The 16,511-nt window shown below is 53.6% G+C and carries 13 protein-coding genes and 2 riboswitches; of the genes, 7 read left to right on the forward strand and 6 right to left on the reverse strand.

Going from position 1 to position 16,511, the window contains the following annotated elements; genetic code table 11:
• Positions 1 to 125: 125 nt before the first annotated feature.
• The 5 genes from ABEW34_RS16355 to kdpF all read right to left on the reverse strand — a co-directional run bounded on the left by ABEW34_RS16355 (position 126) and on the right by kdpF (position 5,985).
• A complete protein-coding gene (locus tag ABEW34_RS16355; RefSeq protein WP_430160242.1) occupies positions 126 to 1,313 on the reverse strand; it encodes a sensor histidine kinase KdpD in 1,188 nt (395 codons plus the stop codon).
• Between the two features lie 20 nt (positions 1,314 to 1,333).
• Positions 1,334 to 1,939, reverse strand: coding sequence for a potassium-transporting ATPase subunit KdpC (gene kdpC / locus ABEW34_RS16360; RefSeq protein WP_430160451.1), 606 nt, complete (start codon positions 1,937 to 1,939; stop codon positions 1,334 to 1,336).
• Positions 1,940 to 2,057: 118 nt separating this feature from the next.
• Positions 2,058 to 4,091, reverse strand: coding sequence for a potassium-transporting ATPase subunit KdpB (kdpB, locus tag ABEW34_RS16365; protein WP_430160243.1), 2,034 nt, complete (start codon positions 4,089 to 4,091; stop codon positions 2,058 to 2,060).
• Between the two features lie 22 nt (positions 4,092 to 4,113).
• Positions 4,114 to 5,793 (reverse strand): potassium-transporting ATPase subunit KdpA, encoded by a 1,680-nt coding sequence (gene kdpA / locus ABEW34_RS16370; RefSeq protein ID WP_430160244.1) that lies wholly within the window; start codon positions 5,791 to 5,793, stop codon positions 4,114 to 4,116.
• A gap of 114 nt (positions 5,794 to 5,907) precedes the next feature.
• Positions 5,908 to 5,985 (reverse strand): K(+)-transporting ATPase subunit F, encoded by a 78-nt coding sequence (kdpF, locus tag ABEW34_RS16375; protein ID WP_081418871.1) that lies wholly within the window; start codon positions 5,983 to 5,985, stop codon positions 5,908 to 5,910.
• 255 nt (positions 5,986 to 6,240) lie between these two features.
• A riboswitch (cyclic di-AMP (ydaO/yuaA leader) is annotated at positions 6,241 to 6,430 on the reverse strand.
• Between the two features lie 108 nt (positions 6,431 to 6,538).
• Positions 6,539 to 6,739: riboswitch (cyclic di-AMP (ydaO/yuaA leader) on the reverse strand.
• Positions 6,740 to 7,213: 474 nt separating this feature from the next.
• On the opposite strand from kdpF, the gene ABEW34_RS16380 reads away from it, so the two are divergent.
• The 6 genes from ABEW34_RS16380 (at position 7,214) to mglC (ending at position 15,901) form a co-directional block, all read left to right on the forward strand.
• Complete coding sequence (locus ABEW34_RS16380; protein WP_430160245.1) at positions 7,214 to 8,869, forward strand: response regulator; 1,656 nt, start codon at positions 7,214 to 7,216, stop codon at positions 8,867 to 8,869.
• Positions 8,866 to 10,758, forward strand: coding sequence for a cache domain-containing sensor histidine kinase (locus ABEW34_RS16385; RefSeq protein ID WP_430160246.1), 1,893 nt, complete (start codon positions 8,866 to 8,868; stop codon positions 10,756 to 10,758). The genes ABEW34_RS16380 and ABEW34_RS16385 overlap by 4 nt, the downstream gene beginning before the upstream one ends.
• Complete coding sequence (locus ABEW34_RS16390; protein WP_430160247.1) at positions 10,755 to 11,744, forward strand: substrate-binding domain-containing protein; 990 nt, start codon at positions 10,755 to 10,757, stop codon at positions 11,742 to 11,744. Before ABEW34_RS16385 ends, ABEW34_RS16390 begins: the two co-directional genes overlap by 4 nt.
• A gap of 336 nt (positions 11,745 to 12,080) precedes the next feature.
• Complete coding sequence (locus ABEW34_RS16395; RefSeq protein WP_430160248.1) at positions 12,081 to 13,109, forward strand: galactose ABC transporter substrate-binding protein; 1,029 nt, start codon at positions 12,081 to 12,083, stop codon at positions 13,107 to 13,109.
• A 227-nt stretch (positions 13,110 to 13,336) separates the two neighbouring features.
• Positions 13,337 to 14,848: a sugar ABC transporter ATP-binding protein gene (locus tag ABEW34_RS16400; protein ID WP_430160249.1), complete on the forward strand. Its 1,512-nt coding sequence runs from the start codon at positions 13,337 to 13,339 to the stop codon at positions 14,846 to 14,848.
• A gap of 33 nt (positions 14,849 to 14,881) precedes the next feature.
• Positions 14,882 to 15,901, forward strand: a complete 1,020-nt coding sequence (mglC, locus tag ABEW34_RS16405) for a galactose/methyl galactoside ABC transporter permease MglC (protein ID WP_430160250.1) — start codon at positions 14,882 to 14,884, stop codon at positions 15,899 to 15,901.
• Positions 15,902 to 15,928: 27 nt separating this feature from the next.
• Here mglC and ABEW34_RS16410 read toward each other — a convergent pair whose 3' ends face one another.
• A complete protein-coding gene (locus ABEW34_RS16410; RefSeq protein WP_430160251.1) occupies positions 15,929 to 16,096 on the reverse strand; it encodes a hypothetical protein in 168 nt (55 codons plus the stop codon).
• 52 nt (positions 16,097 to 16,148) lie between these two features.
• Here ABEW34_RS16410 and ABEW34_RS16415 point away from each other — a divergent pair, with 52 nt between their 5' ends.
• The gene (locus ABEW34_RS16415; protein ID WP_430160252.1) at positions 16,149 to 16,511 is read left to right on the forward strand and encodes a hypothetical protein; all 363 of its coding nucleotides are present in this window, start codon (positions 16,149 to 16,151) and stop codon (positions 16,509 to 16,511) included.

Raw genomic sequence — 16,511 nt, forward strand, 5'->3', positions numbered from 1 at the left:
CAATCCTTCCAAAAAAAGACGTGGCCATGCCGCTTGAGCTTGAGCTTTAGCCTAAGCCTGAGCTTGAACTTGAGCCGCAGTGCCTGGCGTTTGAAAGGATAGCCGTCCCCCGTAAGTAAGCCTGTTTATAAATCATCAACAGGGCCTGCGCCGAGATTAGGCGGCATGGGCTCTGTTTCCCATTTGGCGACAATGAGCATATCCAAATGTCTGGCGGAGCGCAGCAAATCCTGCACAATCGTTTTGCGGACGAGCGTCTGCCACGGCGGCCGGCGCGATTGTCCAATAATGAGCTGGGTCGCCTGCAGGTCAGTCAACTTTTTCAGCAAAATCCCGCTAATCTCCTGGCGTCTATCTGCCGCACTTACCGCCAGTTGGCCGCCAAGCCGCTCACACAGCTGCCGCAGCGCATGAAGCCGCTTTTGCTGCGCCTCGGTTTGCTGAATTTTACGGCTGTGCACATAATGGACATGCCATTCCGCCTTCAAGCGGTGAGCGATGCGAAAACCGCGGCGAATCAACCTTTCCGCCTGATCACCCAAATCGATGCATACAAAAATCACCTCGCGCTTGCGCCAAGGTCCCCGCAGCGAAGGGCCACGTTCCCACGACTCCAGCCGTTCATCGACATCATCCGCAATTTCGCGCAGCGCCAGCTCCCGCAGGGCAATCAAATTGCCGATTTTGAAAAAAGAGCCCAGCGCCTGCTCCACCTTTTCCAGCTTGTAAATTTTACCTTCGCGCATGCGCTGCGCCAGCATTTGGGGCGTAACGTCAATGAGCTCGATTTCATTCGCCATTTGTAAAATCGCGTCCGGCACCGTTTCTCTCACCCGTACACCGGTCAACTGCTCCACCGCATCATTTAAGCTTTCCACATGCTGCACGTTTACGGTGGAAATAACGGAAATTCCGTGCTCCAGCAGCTGCAAAATATCCTCGTACCTTTTCTTGAGCAGGCTGCCGGGCACATTCGTATGGGCAAGCTCGTCGACCAGCACAACCTCGGGGCGGCGCGCGATAACAGCCGTTGTATCCATTTCCTCAAGCCGCGCTGCCCCATAGGGAATAACTTCCCGGGGCAAAATGGCCAAGCCGCCGACCTGCTCGGCCGTTTCCTTGCGGCCATGCGTTTCGAGCCAGCCAATGACGACATTCACACCTTTACGCTTAAGAAATTTGCCTTCCTGCAGCAGATGATACGTTTTCCCGGAGCCAGCGACCGAGCCGATGATGATTTTCAGGCGTCCCTTATGCAGCCGGGAGATAGAAGCCAATATCTCCTTTGGCGTCTTGCGTTGATACGGTGGCATTCTGCTCCCGCCTTCTCTTTTTATTTGGCGATTCGTGTGGATAAAGCCAGATTCAGCTCCAGCACATTGACGCGCTTGTCACCGAAGAGGCCGAGCTCGCGTCCTTTCGTATGCGCGTGTACAAGCTCTTCAAGCTCCGCCTTGGGCAGTCCCGTCAGCTTGCTGATTCTTGCAATTTGTACATTAGCCGACTGCGGCGTAATATCCGGGTCAAGCCCGGAGCCGGAATTTGTTATTAATGCAAGCGGCAGCTGCGCGAGCGGCACCTCGGGATTATCCTGCTGCCACTGGGCGATGGATGCTTTCATGCGAGCCAGCAGCTCCGGGTTCGAAGGGGCATAGTTGTTAGAGCCGGAAGCTTCCGCCTTATAGTCAATGCTCGACACCCGCCCCTGAAAATAGCGCTGATCGGTGAAAGGCTGACCGATCAGCGACGAACCAACGACGTTGCCTGCGCTGTCCTTGAGCAGGCTGCCATTGGCCTGAGCCGGGAACAGCAGCTGTGCGGCGCCCGTGCTCACAAGCGGATACACGATACCGCACAGGAGCAGAAACAGCAGGCTGGCGCGCAGCGACACCCCAATCACAGAGGAGGGCGGAGCAGATGAAGAAGAAGCAGCTGGCATAGATGACGATGGACGTTTTCTTTTTAAAATAGCATGCATAGCGCAAATCCCTTCTTTCTAAATAAAGGTTCGTTTCATTAAAAATGCCGCAAAAATGCCAAAGCCTATCAAGACAATGTTAAATCCAAATATGAACCATCATGTCGATGAGCTTAATGCCGATGAACGGCGCGATCATGCCGCCGAGCCCGTAAATGAGCAAATTGCGGCTGAGCAGGCGGGCGGCGCTGAGCGGACGATAGGTGACGCCCTTCATCGCCAGCGGAATGAGCAGCGGAATAATGATCGCATTAAAGATGAGCGCGGACAAAATCGCCGACAGCGGCGAGCCGAGCTGCATCACATTCAGCGCCTGCATTTGCGGAATCGCCAGCATAAACATCGCCGGGATGATGGCGAAATATTTGGCAACGTCATTGGCGATGCTGAAGGTCGTGAGCGCACCGCGCGTCATAAGCAGCTGCTTGCCAATCGAAACGACCTCTATAATTTTGGAGGGGTCGGAATCCAGATCGACCATATTGGCAGCTTCCTTGGCAGCCGTCGTGCCGCTGTTCATCGCCAGGCCAACATCGGCCTGCGCGAGTGCGGGCGCGTCATTCGTTCCGTCCCCCGTCATGGCGACGAGCTTGCCTTCCGCCTGCTCGCGGCGGATGACGGCGATTTTATCCTCCGGCTTGCTTTCGGCAATAAAATCATCGACGCCCGCTTCTCTGGCGATAGTTGCCGCCGTAAACGGATTATCGCCCGTACACATAATCGTTTTGATGCCCATCGCTCGCAGCTGGTCGAACCGTTCCTTCATGCCCGGCTTGACCGTATCCTTCAAATAAATCAAGCCGAATATGTGCTGATCGACGGCGATAGCGAGCGGCGTGCCGCCTTCCTTGGCGATCCGTTCGGTCTCCTGAGCCAGATCAGCTGGTATATCTCCTCCTTGGGCAAGCACCCACCCGCGAATCGCTTCAACGGCTCCTTTGCGCACGAGCCTTCCATCGGCCAAATCGATGCCGCTCATGCGCGTCTCGGCCTGAAAAGGAACGAATTGACCGCCTTCGCCCAGTGCGGCATCATAGGTTTTGTTGTGCTTTTTCATCCATTCCAGCACCGAGCGGCCTTCCGGCGTTTCATCCTGCAGGGAGGAAATGGCGGCCCATGCCGCGGCCTCATCTGCTCCAGCGGTGCCCACCGGATTGATTTCGCTAGCCATCCGATTGCCGAAGGTGATCGTCCCGGTTTTATCCAAAATCATCGTATTAATGTCGCCGGCTGCTTCGACCGCCTTCCCGGACATGGCCAGCACGTTGAACTGGGTGACCCGATCCATGCCGGCGATGCCGATGGCGGACAGCAGGCCGCCGATCGTCGTCGGAATGAGGCAGACGAGCAGCGCGATGAGCACGGGAATTTCCAGATTGACGTCTACATAAGCAGCAATCGGACCAAGCGTGACGACGACGATGAGGAAAATAATCGTCAGGCTGATGAGCAGCGTGTTCAAGGCGATTTCATTCGGCGTTTTTTGCCGCTTTGCCCCTTCGACAAGCGCGATCATCCGGTCAATGAACGTTTCGCCGGGCTCGCTCGTGATCCGCATTTTGATGCGGTCGCTGATGACCCGCGTTCCGCCCGTCACGGAGTTGAAGTCGCCGCCCGCCTCCTTGATGACGGGGGCCGACTCGCCGGTAATAGCCGATTCATCGACGGAAGCGAGGCCTTCAATGACCTCGCCGTCTCCGGGAATCATTTCCCCTTGGGAGACGATGACGATATCCCCTTTGCGCAGCTCCGTAGAAGGGACGACTTGAATGCTGTCGCCCAGCAGCTTATTCGCCATAATTTCCTGCTTCGTTTTTTTCAGCGAGCCAGCCTGTGCTTTGCCGCGGCCTTCAGCTAACGCCTCGGCAAAGTTGGCGAACAGCACCGTAAACAGCAAAATAATAAAGACAGTCAAGTTGAAGCCGATGCGATCCTGCGAGTCGAAGTACCCTGGAAATACGGTCATGAGCAGAACGATCAGCGTTCCAATCTCGACAACGAACATGACCGGATTTTTCATCATATGAACCGGATTCAGCTTGAGGAGGCTCATTTTGAGTGCCTCGGTCACGAGCGGCCCGGTGAATAATTTTTTAGCACGTTGGTCATTCATAACGCTTACCCCTCATTTCCCTTTAACGGATCGTTAAAAACTCGGCAATTGGCCCTGTGACGATGACGGGCAGAAACGTGAGCGCGCCGATCAAAATAACGACGCCCATTAACATAACGGCAAACAGCGAATTGTCTGTTCGGAACGTTCCAATCGTCTCTGGCACCCACTGCTTGCGGCTGAGTGATCCGGCTACAGCGAGCAGCGCGATCATCGACATATATCTGCCGAAAAACATCACGAGCCCGGTCGTTATATTCCAGAACGGCGTATTGTCGGCAAGCCCCTCAAACCCGGAGCCGTTGTTGGCGGCCGAGGACGTATATTCATACAGCACCTGCGTAATGCCATGAAAGCCCGAATTGGATATAGCGCCTTGCCCCAGATCGGTCAGAAAAGCCGCTGCCGTTGGTGCAAGAATAATAAACGGATGCACGAGAATGGCAATGGCAATCAGTTTCATTTCGCGCGGCTCTATTTTTCGCCCGAGAAATTCTGGTGTCCGCCCGACCATCAGCCCGCAGATGAACACCGTCAGCATCGCATACATCAGCATATTGACGAGCCCGACGCCTTTGCCGCCGAAGACGACGTTCAGCATCATTTGGGCAAGGGGAACGAGCCCGCCAAGCGGAGTCAGCGTATCGTGCATCGAATTGACCGAGCCGGTCGTGGCCGCCGTCGTCACCGTCGTGAACAGCGCGGACTGGGCGATGCCGAAGCGAACCTCCTTGCCCTCCATGCTGCCTTGCGAAGCGTCGATGCCGAGCGTGGCGATCAGCGGGTTGCCGCTTTTTTCAGCCGTATAGGAAATCGTAAGAAAGATCAGAAACAGCGCCATCATCGCCGAAAAAATAACCCAGCCCTGCTTGCTGCTTTTCGCAAACCGACCGTACATGAAGGGCAGCGCGGCAGGCAGCGCCCACATGGACAAAATCTCAATGACATTCGTCAGCGGGTTGGGATTTTCGAACGGATGGGCGGAGTTGACTCCGAAAAAACCGCCGCCATTCGTGCCAAGATGCTTAATCGACTCCAGCGAGGCGACTGGCCCGATGGCGATATGCTGAACTGCGCCCGTAAGTGTCGTAACGGTCATGGTAGGGCTAAGCGTTTGCGGCACTTGCAGCGCCACCAGCAGCAGCGTAATGACGATAGCCAGCGGGAAGAAAATCCGCGTATGCGCTTTGACGAAATCCACGAAAAAGTTGCCGAGCGTTCCGCCCTTGCTCGTAATGCCGCGTACAAAGGCGACAGCAACGGAAAAGCCGGTAGCAGCGGACGTAAACATCATCATCGTAATGACCGCCATTTGCGCAAAATACGTCAGCCCTGATTCGCCGCTGTAATGCTGGAGATTCGTATTGGTCATAAAGCTGATGACCGTATTTAGGACGAGTGTCGGCTCCATGCTGCCAATTCCATTCGGGTTAAGCGGCAGGCCGCTTTGCACCCTCAGCAGCACATAGCTGACAGCTACGAGCACAAAATTGAGTGTAATAAAGCTGAGCGCATATCTTTTCCAGCTCATGCCTTGGCGGTTCTTGAGCCCAATTATTGCATAAATGATCGCCTCGATTCGTCCGAACAGCTTGTCGGTACGGTTTGGAACGTTTGAAAACACGGAATATAAATAATGCCCAAGCGGCTTTGCGATCAGCATGATAATACCGATGACTACCGCCATTTGCAGGACGTCCACAGCCGTTCCTCCTCTTATATGAATAATAAACCGCAGTAATATAAGCTGAACTAAAAAATGCATAGGAAGAAGGAAGCAGCGGCCCGTTGCTAGTCAATCGTTCAACTTATATAGCTAAAATTTTTCCGGATGGAGCAAGGCGTAGACGAGATACACCAGCAAAGCCCCTGTAACGAGCAATATGACAATCATCCCCGTTCCTCCGTTTCGCTAATGGAACGGTCGCACCAGCATATAAATCCGGCGATCAGCCCGAAAGCTGCAATTAAGGTCAAAGCCATTTCGATATCCAGCATAGCTGCAGCGCTCCTTATTTCAATTTATCCCTGGTCATTTTGGAAAAAAAGGCAGCAAAAAAGAAGCCTTGGGCAAAGAGGACTCTTCACCCGCAGCTTCCTTCATCCGGGCAGCATTTGCCCTTGATTCGCCTGCGATAAGTGTAAGTGTGGCCTCTCCCGTTGACGCTTGCGAGGTTAGCTGTCGGATTCGGGCGCGAGAGACGCCCTACGCTCGGCACTTATCGTGCCCAAGCGATTCACCCCGTGACGCTCTCTGTCATCGTCCATTGGACAATGACAGAGAGCCGTCGATGGTTCCCCCGTTTCTGCGGCAGTGCAGAACTCAGCGATTGAAACAAAATATCTGCCGATGTTGCGAGTGCTATTTTCGAAAAAAAGACAACAAAAAACCACAGAGGCGTATGACGCTCTGTGGCCTGATTTACAAGGTCACAATCGTTCACCATTCCTCTCTACACCTGCGCTTACGAGGTTAGCTGTCGGATTCGGGCGGTGAGAGTCGCCCTACATTTGCCTGGAGTTTCATGACACTCCTGCAAACGATTCACCCCTGCGCTGCCAGCCTCCGACTCTCACATCGGACTCTTGCAGTGCGTTTGGTTCCCCCGCTCTTCGCCTAGTGCGCGAAGACTCAGCGATCAAGCAAAAACGACTTCGTCGTCCTTCTGGGACGAGCGAAGAGCTTTGCCCTTAGAAATATAGAGAAAGTATAACGAAAACATATACTTTCCTATATTTCAAGGTGAAACGGCACGCCTTCCTTTGGCGGCGCAGCGCGTTTCAGTCCGAGAAATATAAGCCTATTTATAAGTGCAAAACTTATAAATTCTTATATTTCAAAAAAAGGTTCATGCATGCTATGAATCATACTCCCCCGCCGCGAGTGCTGTAAAGGAAGCTTACGCGGCAAAAGAGAGCGAACGCAGCGGATTAGCCTGATTTTAAACGCTTACAACGAGAATTATCTTTAGTAAGATCGATTTATCTCGCGATTTCTTTTATTTTCTAAAAGCACCCCCTCTTTCCAGAAAACAAGGAAACGAATATGATAAATAGCATGTTGACAGAATCAGGTCTTTGCGGCTGATCGGCCGCGTATTTAAATAGCGGGGGGATACACGATGTATAAAGTGCTATTGGTGGATGATGAAGAAGAGACGCGCAGCGGACTGCTGCAGGAAATTGCCTGGGAGCGCCATGGCTTTGAAATCGTAGATACAGCGGCGAACGGCCGGGAAGCGATGGAGCTGATCGAGCGTTTGGAGCCGGACATCGTATTGACGGATATTAGCATGCCGTATATGAACGGCTTGGAGCTTGCGGGATGGACGAGGAAGACGTATCCGCTGACGCGCATCGTTATTTTTTCCGGCTATGATGAATTCGAATATGCCAAGCAGGCGATCGGCTTGCAGGTGGATGAGTATATTTTAAAGCCTTTTTCCGCGCAGCAGCTGCTTGAGGTGATGGACAAGGTGAAGGAACGGCTGGATGATGAGCGTGAGAAACGGGAGAATATGCAGCTGCTGCAGGAGCATTACCGTACAAGCCTGCCGGTCGTGAAGGAGCTGTTTCTGTCGTCGCTGCTCTCCCGTAAGCTTCCGCTGCGGCAGATTGAGGAGAAGGCAGAGAAATATGAGCTCGATTTGGCGGGAGAGGCATACATTGTGTCCGTGCTGCACACGCATGTATTGGAAGCGCTTCCCGGCGTTCCGCTGCGAACGGCTGAAAGCTCGCTTGCGGCCTCCAGCGATCTCGATCTCAAGCTGTTTGCCCTGCGCAATGTGGCGGAGGAGGTGTGTGGCAGGCTCGGGCTGGGCAAAGTTTTTCTGCATCAGGATCAGGTGGTGCTGCTTGCGGTTGGACAGGGAGCAGGCGCCTTGGAGCTAATGGAGCGGACGCTGGGCGGCCTCGCTGAAATGCTGCAAAATATCCGGAAATACTTGCGTTTTCCCGTGACGATTGGAGTCAGCTCGACGCTGCCCGATGTCGCGCAGCTGAAGCAGGGCTATGAGGAGGCGCAGCAGGCGCTGGATTATCATAATTTGGTTGGCAGCAACCGGATCATTTGCATTGACGATGTGGAGACGCGCTACGTCGAGGAGCTGCAATTCGACGAGCTCAAGGAGCAGGCGCTCATCCGGTGCCTGCGAGTAGGTACGCATGAGGAGCTGGAGCAGCTGGTGGCCGCGCTTTTTGATGAGATTGAAGGCGTTAACGCGGCTTATCGGGAGTACCAGCTGTACATGCTGGAGATGATGACGGCGATAATGAAGCTGGTGAAGGAAGCAGGGCTGAGTCTGTATGAAATAGCGGGCTACGAGCTGCAAATTTATGCGGAGCTGCAGCAGCTTAGCGGGCTTGAGGAGACGAGAAGCTGGTATATGTCGCTCTGCGAGAAGATCCGCCATCATATCGCCAGCCGCAGACAAAGCTCCTACAAGCAGCTGGTCGAGGAAGCGGTGCGTTATACGAAGGCAAACTTCCATGACAGCGAGCTGTCGATTGCCCGGCTGTGCAGTCATCTGCATATTAGCGCAGGCTACTTTAGCAGCCTGTTCAAGAAGGAAGTGAAGCTGACCTTTGGTGGCTATTTGCTTCAGCTGCGGATGGAGGCGGCGAAGGAAATGCTGCGGGCGACGGAGCTGAAGACGTTCGAAATTGCCGAGAAGGTCGGCTTCGCGGACCCGAATTATTTTTCACTGTGCTTTAAGAAAAATGTAGGCGTCTCCGCCAAGGAATACCGCAATCAGGCGATGAATGCAGAGACGCCATGAGGAAGCGCAGCATCCAGTTTTTGATTTCCGTGGCGCTGTCGGTGTTTGCTGCGGCGGCGATTATAATGGTCAGCGTGCTGCTGTACAACAAGTTTTCGCAGACGGCAGAGACGAATGCGCTGCGCAATACCCAGCAGGTCGTCGATCAGGTCAGCTACAATTTGGAGGATTATATCCAGGGGATGTCGGAAATTTATGGGGTTATCCACGATACGATCAGCCGCAGCGGTGATGTGAACGAAGAGGAGCTGCGCAGCCAGCTGAACACGATCATCGGCATTCGGGGAGAAATTGTATCGCTGGCGGTCATTGGGCATGACGGCGAGGTTATGATGAGCATTCCGGGCGTTGCGCTCAAGGAAAATTTGAGTCTATACAATCAGCGCTGGTTCCAGAGTGCGCTTCAAACGCCGAACCATCTCAGCTACTCGCTGCCGCATGTGCAGAACATGTACAAAATGCAGTACAAATGGGTCGTCTCGCTAAGCAAAGGCATTACCGTAGTACGGGGCGGGAAAACGGAGCATGGCGTGCTGCTGCTGGACGTCAATTTTAACAAAATCAATCAGCTGTCCTCGCGGGTCGTGCTCGGGAAGAAGGGCTACGTCTACATTGTGGACGAAAGTGCGGGCAATATGGTGTATCATCCGCAGCAGCAGCTCATCTATGCCGGGCTGAAGAGCGAAAACGTGGAGCAGGCGCTGAAATATACGTTCGGCAGCTTTCATGACGAATCCGGCGACGAGGACAAAATGATTACCGTGCAGACGATCGGCAACATCGGCTGGAAGGTGGTCGGAGTGTCCTTTACCGATGAGATTATTACGACGAAGCGCGAGCTGAACGATTATTTGCTGAATCTGCTGCTGCTTTTGCTCGTATTCGTCATCGTGATGTCGTGGCTCATTTCGCGCATTATTGCCCGTCCGATCCGGCAGCTGGAGAAGTCGATGAAAAATGTCGAGCGCGGCGATTTCCATACGATGACCGCGATTCGCGGGCCGCTGGAGGTAGAGCGGCTATCCACACGCTTTAATCTGATGGTGTCGCGAATTCGCGAGCTGATGCAGCAAATTGTTGTGGAGCAGGAGGCGAAGCGCAAATATGAGTTTGAGGCGCTGCAATCGCAAATTAATCCGCATTTTCTATACAACACGCTCAATACGGTCGTGCGCATGGTCGGCATGAACCGCAACGAGGAGGTGGTGACGACGATTACCTCCTTGTCGAAGCTGTTCCGCATCAGCCTCAGCAAAGGCAAGCCGATGATTCCGCTGGCGAGTGAGCTGGAGCATGCGCGGAACTATCTCATCATTCAGAATATCCGTTTCAAAAATAAATTCGATTATGTGTTTGACGTCGAAGAGGCGGCGCTGCCCAGCTTGTCGCTCAAGCTGATTTTGCAGCCGCTGCTGGAAAATGCCATTATGCACGGCATCGAGCCGTCCGTCGATAAAGGGCTGATTACGGTTCGTGCATGGATCGAGGCCGGGCAAGTGTACTTGCAGGTGAGTGACAATGGGCTCGGGATGAGCGGCGAGCAGCTGGCGGCGCTGCTCACGGAAGAAACCAGCGATAGTACCGCCAAGCCGTCGGGATATGCTGGAGGTCGTAAGGCTGATCGTCACGGCACCATCGGAGGGGCTGCTTCAATGGCTTCTAAGAGTTCAACCTCCGCCAATTTTGCATCGAGTTCTGCATCCAGCGCGGCTTCCCGCGCGGGCTCCGGCGTAGGCGTGCGCAATGTGCATGAGCGGATTCGGCTGTTTTACGGCGAGCCTTATGGCTTGCAGTTTGAGAGCGAGCTGGAGGAGGGAACGACCGTGACGATATGTTTCCCGTTCAAGCAAGCTGGCGATGAAACCGACGAGAGGAGTGAGGAAGGATGAGCGCAAAACGCAGGTTGGGACGGCTCACTATGCTGTGCATGGTGGCTATGGCTGCGCTGCTGGGCTCCTGCACCACGCATCCGGCAGAGGACAGCGCCATTCAGCGTGAAAATATCGACATCAGCCTGCTGCTCAAGCGGCTGGACGGCGACTACTGGAACTCCGTCGTCATGGGCGCCGAAGCTGCATCGAAGGAGTTTAATGTGACGCTGCATATTTCCGGGCCGGATAAGCAGGGCAGCCCGGAGCAGCTTCTGGAAATGGCAAAGCTTGCGCTGGTGCATCACCCCGACGCAGTCGTATTCGCCGCTGGAAATGAAGAGGTTACGACCGGCATTGTCGAGGCGGGCAAGGCAGCGCGGATTCCGCTTATTGCAATTGACACGGAGACGGAGGAAGCGGGCATCAGCTCAAGCATCACAATTAATCATCATCAGGCGGGCCGCGCAGTTGCTCTCAAAATGAGCGAGCTGCTGGCGGGCAAAGGCAGCGTTGCCTTACTGACGGACGGCCTTGGGGACAACAATCAGCTGCGCCGCGAGGAGGGCATTAAGGAGGCGCTTGCCGAGGAAAGCGGCATGGCGCTTATCGGCATTAAGCCCTGTTTGGAGGCTGAAGGCAACTGCCGAAGCGTCGTCAGCAGCTTGCTGGACGAGCAGCAGGTGGATGGCATATTGGCGCTTAATGTCCAAGCTGCCGTTTCAGCTGCCCTTGAGGTAAAGCAGCGAGGGCTCGGTGGCAAAATTAAAATTGTCGCCTTTGACAGCTCCATGGAGCTGCTTGAGCTGCTGCAGGAGGATCAGCTGCAAGCGGTGCTGGTACAAAATCCGTTCAGCATCGGCTATCTTGGCATCAAAAACGCCGTGCTCGCTTTGCGTGGCGAGGAAGTGCCGCTGCATGTAGCGATGGAAGCCAAGCTGGTAAATAGCGACACGATGTTTTGGCCTGAAAATCAGCGGGTGCTGTTTCCCTTTATCCAGAAGTAAGGAGGATTTTAATAAAAATGATGAGGATTTTACATTCGTTTCCGGCCCCGTTTCAGCCATAATGAGGACACGAAAGAGAAACAGAGCTGCACACGCTCATCAGCATGAACCAAGCGTAAACGGCTGGCGGCGTCCTTTCTATAGACGCCATCGTTTCGACGAAACGTATAGAGAAAGTATGAGCAAATTCATATACTTTCCTATACGTCAAGCGTAAACGGCTGAAGCCGTCCTTTGGCGGAGAAGCTACTGTTTCGCGGGTGAAATATAAGCCTATTTATAAGTGTGAAACTTATAAATTCTTATATTTTAAAAAAACGGGGAGGTCATGATGAAATGAAAAAGGTAACGGCTGCGCTGCTGATCGGCGCATTGACGGTAGCGGCAGGCTGCTCGGCATCAAACGGCAACGCAGGGGGAAGCGAGGGCGACCAGCCGAAGGTAGGGGTTGCGATTTACAAGTTTGACGATACGTTTATGACAGGCGTCCGCAACGCGATTACGGAAGCGGCGGCAGGCAAGGTGCAGGTGGATATCGTAGACAGCCAAAACTCGCAGCCGACGCAAAATGACAAGGTTGACCTATTCATTACGAAGAAGGTCAAATCGATGATCATTAACCCGGTAGACCGCACAGCAGCGGGCGTCATTATTGATAAAGGCAAGGCAGCAGACATTCCGGTCGTCTTCGTTAACCGCGAGCCGCTGGCGGATGATATGGCGAAATGGGATAAGGTGTATTTTGTCGGAGCGAAGGCGGAGGAATCGGGCACGATGTCCGGCGATCTCATCGTCGATTATTGGAAGGCGCATCCGGAAGCGGATAAGAATGGGGACGGCGTATTACAATACGTCATGCTCAAAGGCGAGCCGGGCCATCAGGATGCCGAGCTGCGGACGAAGTTTTCCGTGCAGGCGATTGAGGATGCAGGCATCAAGGTCGAGAAGCTGGCAGAGGACACAGCGATGTGGGACCGGGTAAAAGGGCAGGAAAAAATGGCGGCGTTCATCGCTTCCCATGGCGATAAAATCGAAGCCGTCCTCGCCAACAACGATGATATGGCGCTCGGTGCGATTGAAGCGCTGAATGCGGCGGGCTATTTTACCGGCGATAAATATATTCCGGTTGTCGGCGTAGATGCTACCGCTCCTGCGATTCAGGCGCTGGATGAAGGCACGCTGCTCGGCACAGTGCTCAACGATGCGGTGAACCAAGGCAAGGCGACGGTCGAGCTGTCCCGCGTACTCGCTGCTGGCGAAACGCCAAGCAAGGACAACACTGGCTTCGACATTACCGACGGCAAATACGTATGGATTCCATATCAGAAGGTAACGAGCGAGAACAAGGATCAAGTGCTGAAATAGTGGCCTGTGAGGACGAAAGGAATAAAGTGGTACGAAAGGAGCAAGGGAAGCATAAGGCTGGCGCTGCCCTTGCTTTTTTTAACGGTAGCTTTTCCGCCAGAGGACGGTGACAGCCGTTTACGCTTGCAGCAAAACGAGCATTGCCTCCAAAGGCTGGCAGTGCCGTTTAAACACGGCTATTTACTGGATAACTTTAACTTAATTGTTTGTAAAGGGGTGTTATACAAATGCCAGAGCATCCGGCTTATGTGCTAGAGATGAATAACATCTCCAAATCTTTTCCCGGCGTGAAGGCGCTCGACGATGTGACGCTGAAGCTGCGCCCCGGTACGGTACATGCCTTGATGGGCGAAAATGGTGCGGGGAAATCAACGCTGATGAAATGCCTGTTCGGCATCTATAAGCCCGACGGCGGCGACATCATGCTCGGTGGGCAGCTGGTGCAAATCAACAGCTCGAAGGATGCGCTGGCCCTCGGGGTGTCAATGATCCATCAGGAGCTGAACCCGGTGCCGCAGCGCGACGTCATGGAAAATATCTGGCTCGGACGATTCCCGACCAGAGGTCTGGGGCCTTTGCAATTCATCGACCACCGCAAAATGCAGGAGGATACGGTGAAGCTGCTCAAAGATCTGGAGATGGATATTCATCCGAAACAAAAGGTAGGCGATCTGTCCGTATCGAAAATTCAATCGCTTGAAATTGCCAAAGCGGTATCGTTCCACTCGAAGGTCATCGTCATGGATGAACCGACCTCCTCACTCACCGGAAATGAAGTGGAGCAGCTGTTCCGCATCATTAATGAGCTGCGGCGGCGCGGTGTATCGATTATTTATATATCCCACAAAATGGAAGAAATATTACGTATTTCAGATGATGTAACCATTATGCGCGATGGCAAGCATGTCGGCACATGGGAGGCGAAGGAGCTGACGATTGATAAAATCATTACCCGCATGGTGGGCAGGGATTTATCCAATCGTTATCCGGAGCGGACGAACGTGCCGGGTGAGGTGCTGCTGCGGGCAGAAGGCTTGACCTCCGTGCATCCGCATTCGTTTAAGGATGTTTCGTTCGAGCTCCGCAAGGGCGAGATTTTGGGGCTCGGCGGGCTTGTAGGGGCGCAGCGGACCGAGGTTATAGAAGCGCTGTTCGGGATGCGGGCGCTTAAGCGGGGCAGCATTCATCTGCATGGCAAAAAAATAAAGCTGAAGGCGCCGTCTGACGCCATTCGTCAAGGCATTGCGCTGCTCACCGAGGAGCGGCGGGTGACGGGGATTTTTCCCGTGCTGACAATTGCGGAAAATACAGTTATTGCGAATTTGGGTCGGTTCAAGACACCCTATGGCTTAATTAGCAATGCGCGGATTGGCGAAGTGTCGCAGCAAAGCGTGGAGAAGTTTCGGGTCAAAACGCCATCGACCAAGCAGCTCATTCGCAACCTGTCCGGTGGTAATCAGCAAAAGGTGCTGCTCGCCAGATGGCTGCTGACCGACCCGGAGGTGCTGCTGCTGGACGAACCGACGCGCGGCATCGATATCGGAGCGAAATATGAAATTTATTCGTTCATGATCGAGCTTGCCAAGCAGGGCAAAAGCATCATTATGATTTCCTCCGAAATGCCGGAGCTGATCGGCATGTCCGACCGCATCATCGTCATGCGCGAGGGGCGCATATCCGGCATCGTAGACGGCAAAGCGGCGACGGAAGAAGAAATTATGCGGCTTGCCGCACAGTAGTAGCGGGCAGGACAACTTGGAGGAGTGAATACGATGAATGCACTGGATGCAAAAGGAGTTAAGCATTTTTTCTCCCAAAATGCGATTTATATTATATTGGTTCTGCTTATCGTCGGCATAGCTGTAGCTGACCCTAATTTTATCGGCATTACGACGCTGCGGGATATTTTGCTGCAATCGTCGACGCGGGTCATAATCGCTCTAGGCGTAGCGTTTGTGCTGATTACGGGAGGAACGGATTTATCCGCTGGGCGGATAGTTGGCTTGAGCGCTGTCGTTTCGGCGTCGATGCTGCAAATGTCGGATTATCCGCGCAAGTTTTTCCCTAATCTGCCGGAGCTACCGATTATCGTACCGATTATACTGGCGATTGTCGTCGGTTTGATTTTTGGCTTGATCAACGGTATTATTGTCGCAAAATTTCATGTTCCGCCATTTATTGCGACGCTCGGCTCAATGGTTATCGTGTACGGTGTAAACTCGTTTTATTTCGATATGAAGCCGAACCAATCTCAGCCGATTGGGGGCTTAAGCAAGGAATTCAGCAAGCTGGGGACCGGGTATATCGGGCCGAACGGCACCTATTCGATCCCGTATATCGTTATTATAGCGATTGTCGTCTCGTTTATCGTCTGGGTCATTTTCAATAACACGCGCCTGGGCAAAAATATGTACGCCATTGGAGGCAACATCCAGGCCGCTAATGTATCGGGCATTAATGTATCGCGCAATTTGATTTATATTTATGCGATTGCCGGCGCGCTTTATGGACTGGCCGGCGTGCTGGAGGCTGCCCGCACGGGGGGAGCTACGAACAACTACGGAAATATGTACGAGCTGGATGCGATTGCGGCCTGCGTCGTCGGCGGCGTCTCGACGGCGGGTGGTGTCGGGCGCGTGCGAGGCATACTCGCAGGAGTGCTTATTTTCAGCGTCATCAACTACGGTCTGACCTTTGTCGGCGTAAGCCCGTACTGGCAGCTCATTATTAAAGGGATGATTATTGTCGCTGCGGTCGCATTCGATATTCGCAAGTATGTGGCGAAGAAGTAGCGGAGCAGCGGATTAACGAGGCAGCCGCTAGGAGAGATTTTTGTCTTCTGGAGAATAGTTAAGCTGAATAGAGGCAGGTGAAGAATGCGGTCCAAGGACCGCATTCTTTTCTGTTGTATACAGGCTTAATCCGCATCGTAGAGTAGGGGCGTTTTCTTTTAGCGTTTCTTCAGATAGTTTTAACGCTGCTTTCATCTTGGCTTCCTATACTTAGCTAAACTACAACGAGTAGGGCAGGTGGAGAAGGATGAGTGGAAATTCGAAATGGTTAAAATGGCAGCTTGGTGCCGCAGGCGCGGCGGGCATTTTTATATTATTCAGTACGGTGCAAAATACAGCGGCTTTTCAGGCGGCGCAAACAGCGGCGGCCGGAGGCAGCACGGCCTCCGGAACGGAGCAGCAGGGCGATCAGCAGGATACGGTGGACCAGTGGATGTCCACGGGGTCTTCGGGCAGCGGCAGCTCGGACTGGAATAACGGCAGCAGCGGAAGCAGTTGGTCAGACAGCTCCAGCTCAGGCAGCCGCGGCAGCGTGGATAACCGGAGCAGCAGTGGAAGCGGCAGCTCAAGCAGCTCGGGCGGCATGCGCTCCCAGTCAGGCAGGTCCTAA

Source organism: Paenibacillus algorifonticola (assembly GCF_050481745.1).
Lineage (GTDB): Bacteria > Bacillota > Bacilli > Paenibacillales > Paenibacillaceae > Pristimantibacillus > Pristimantibacillus algorifonticola_A.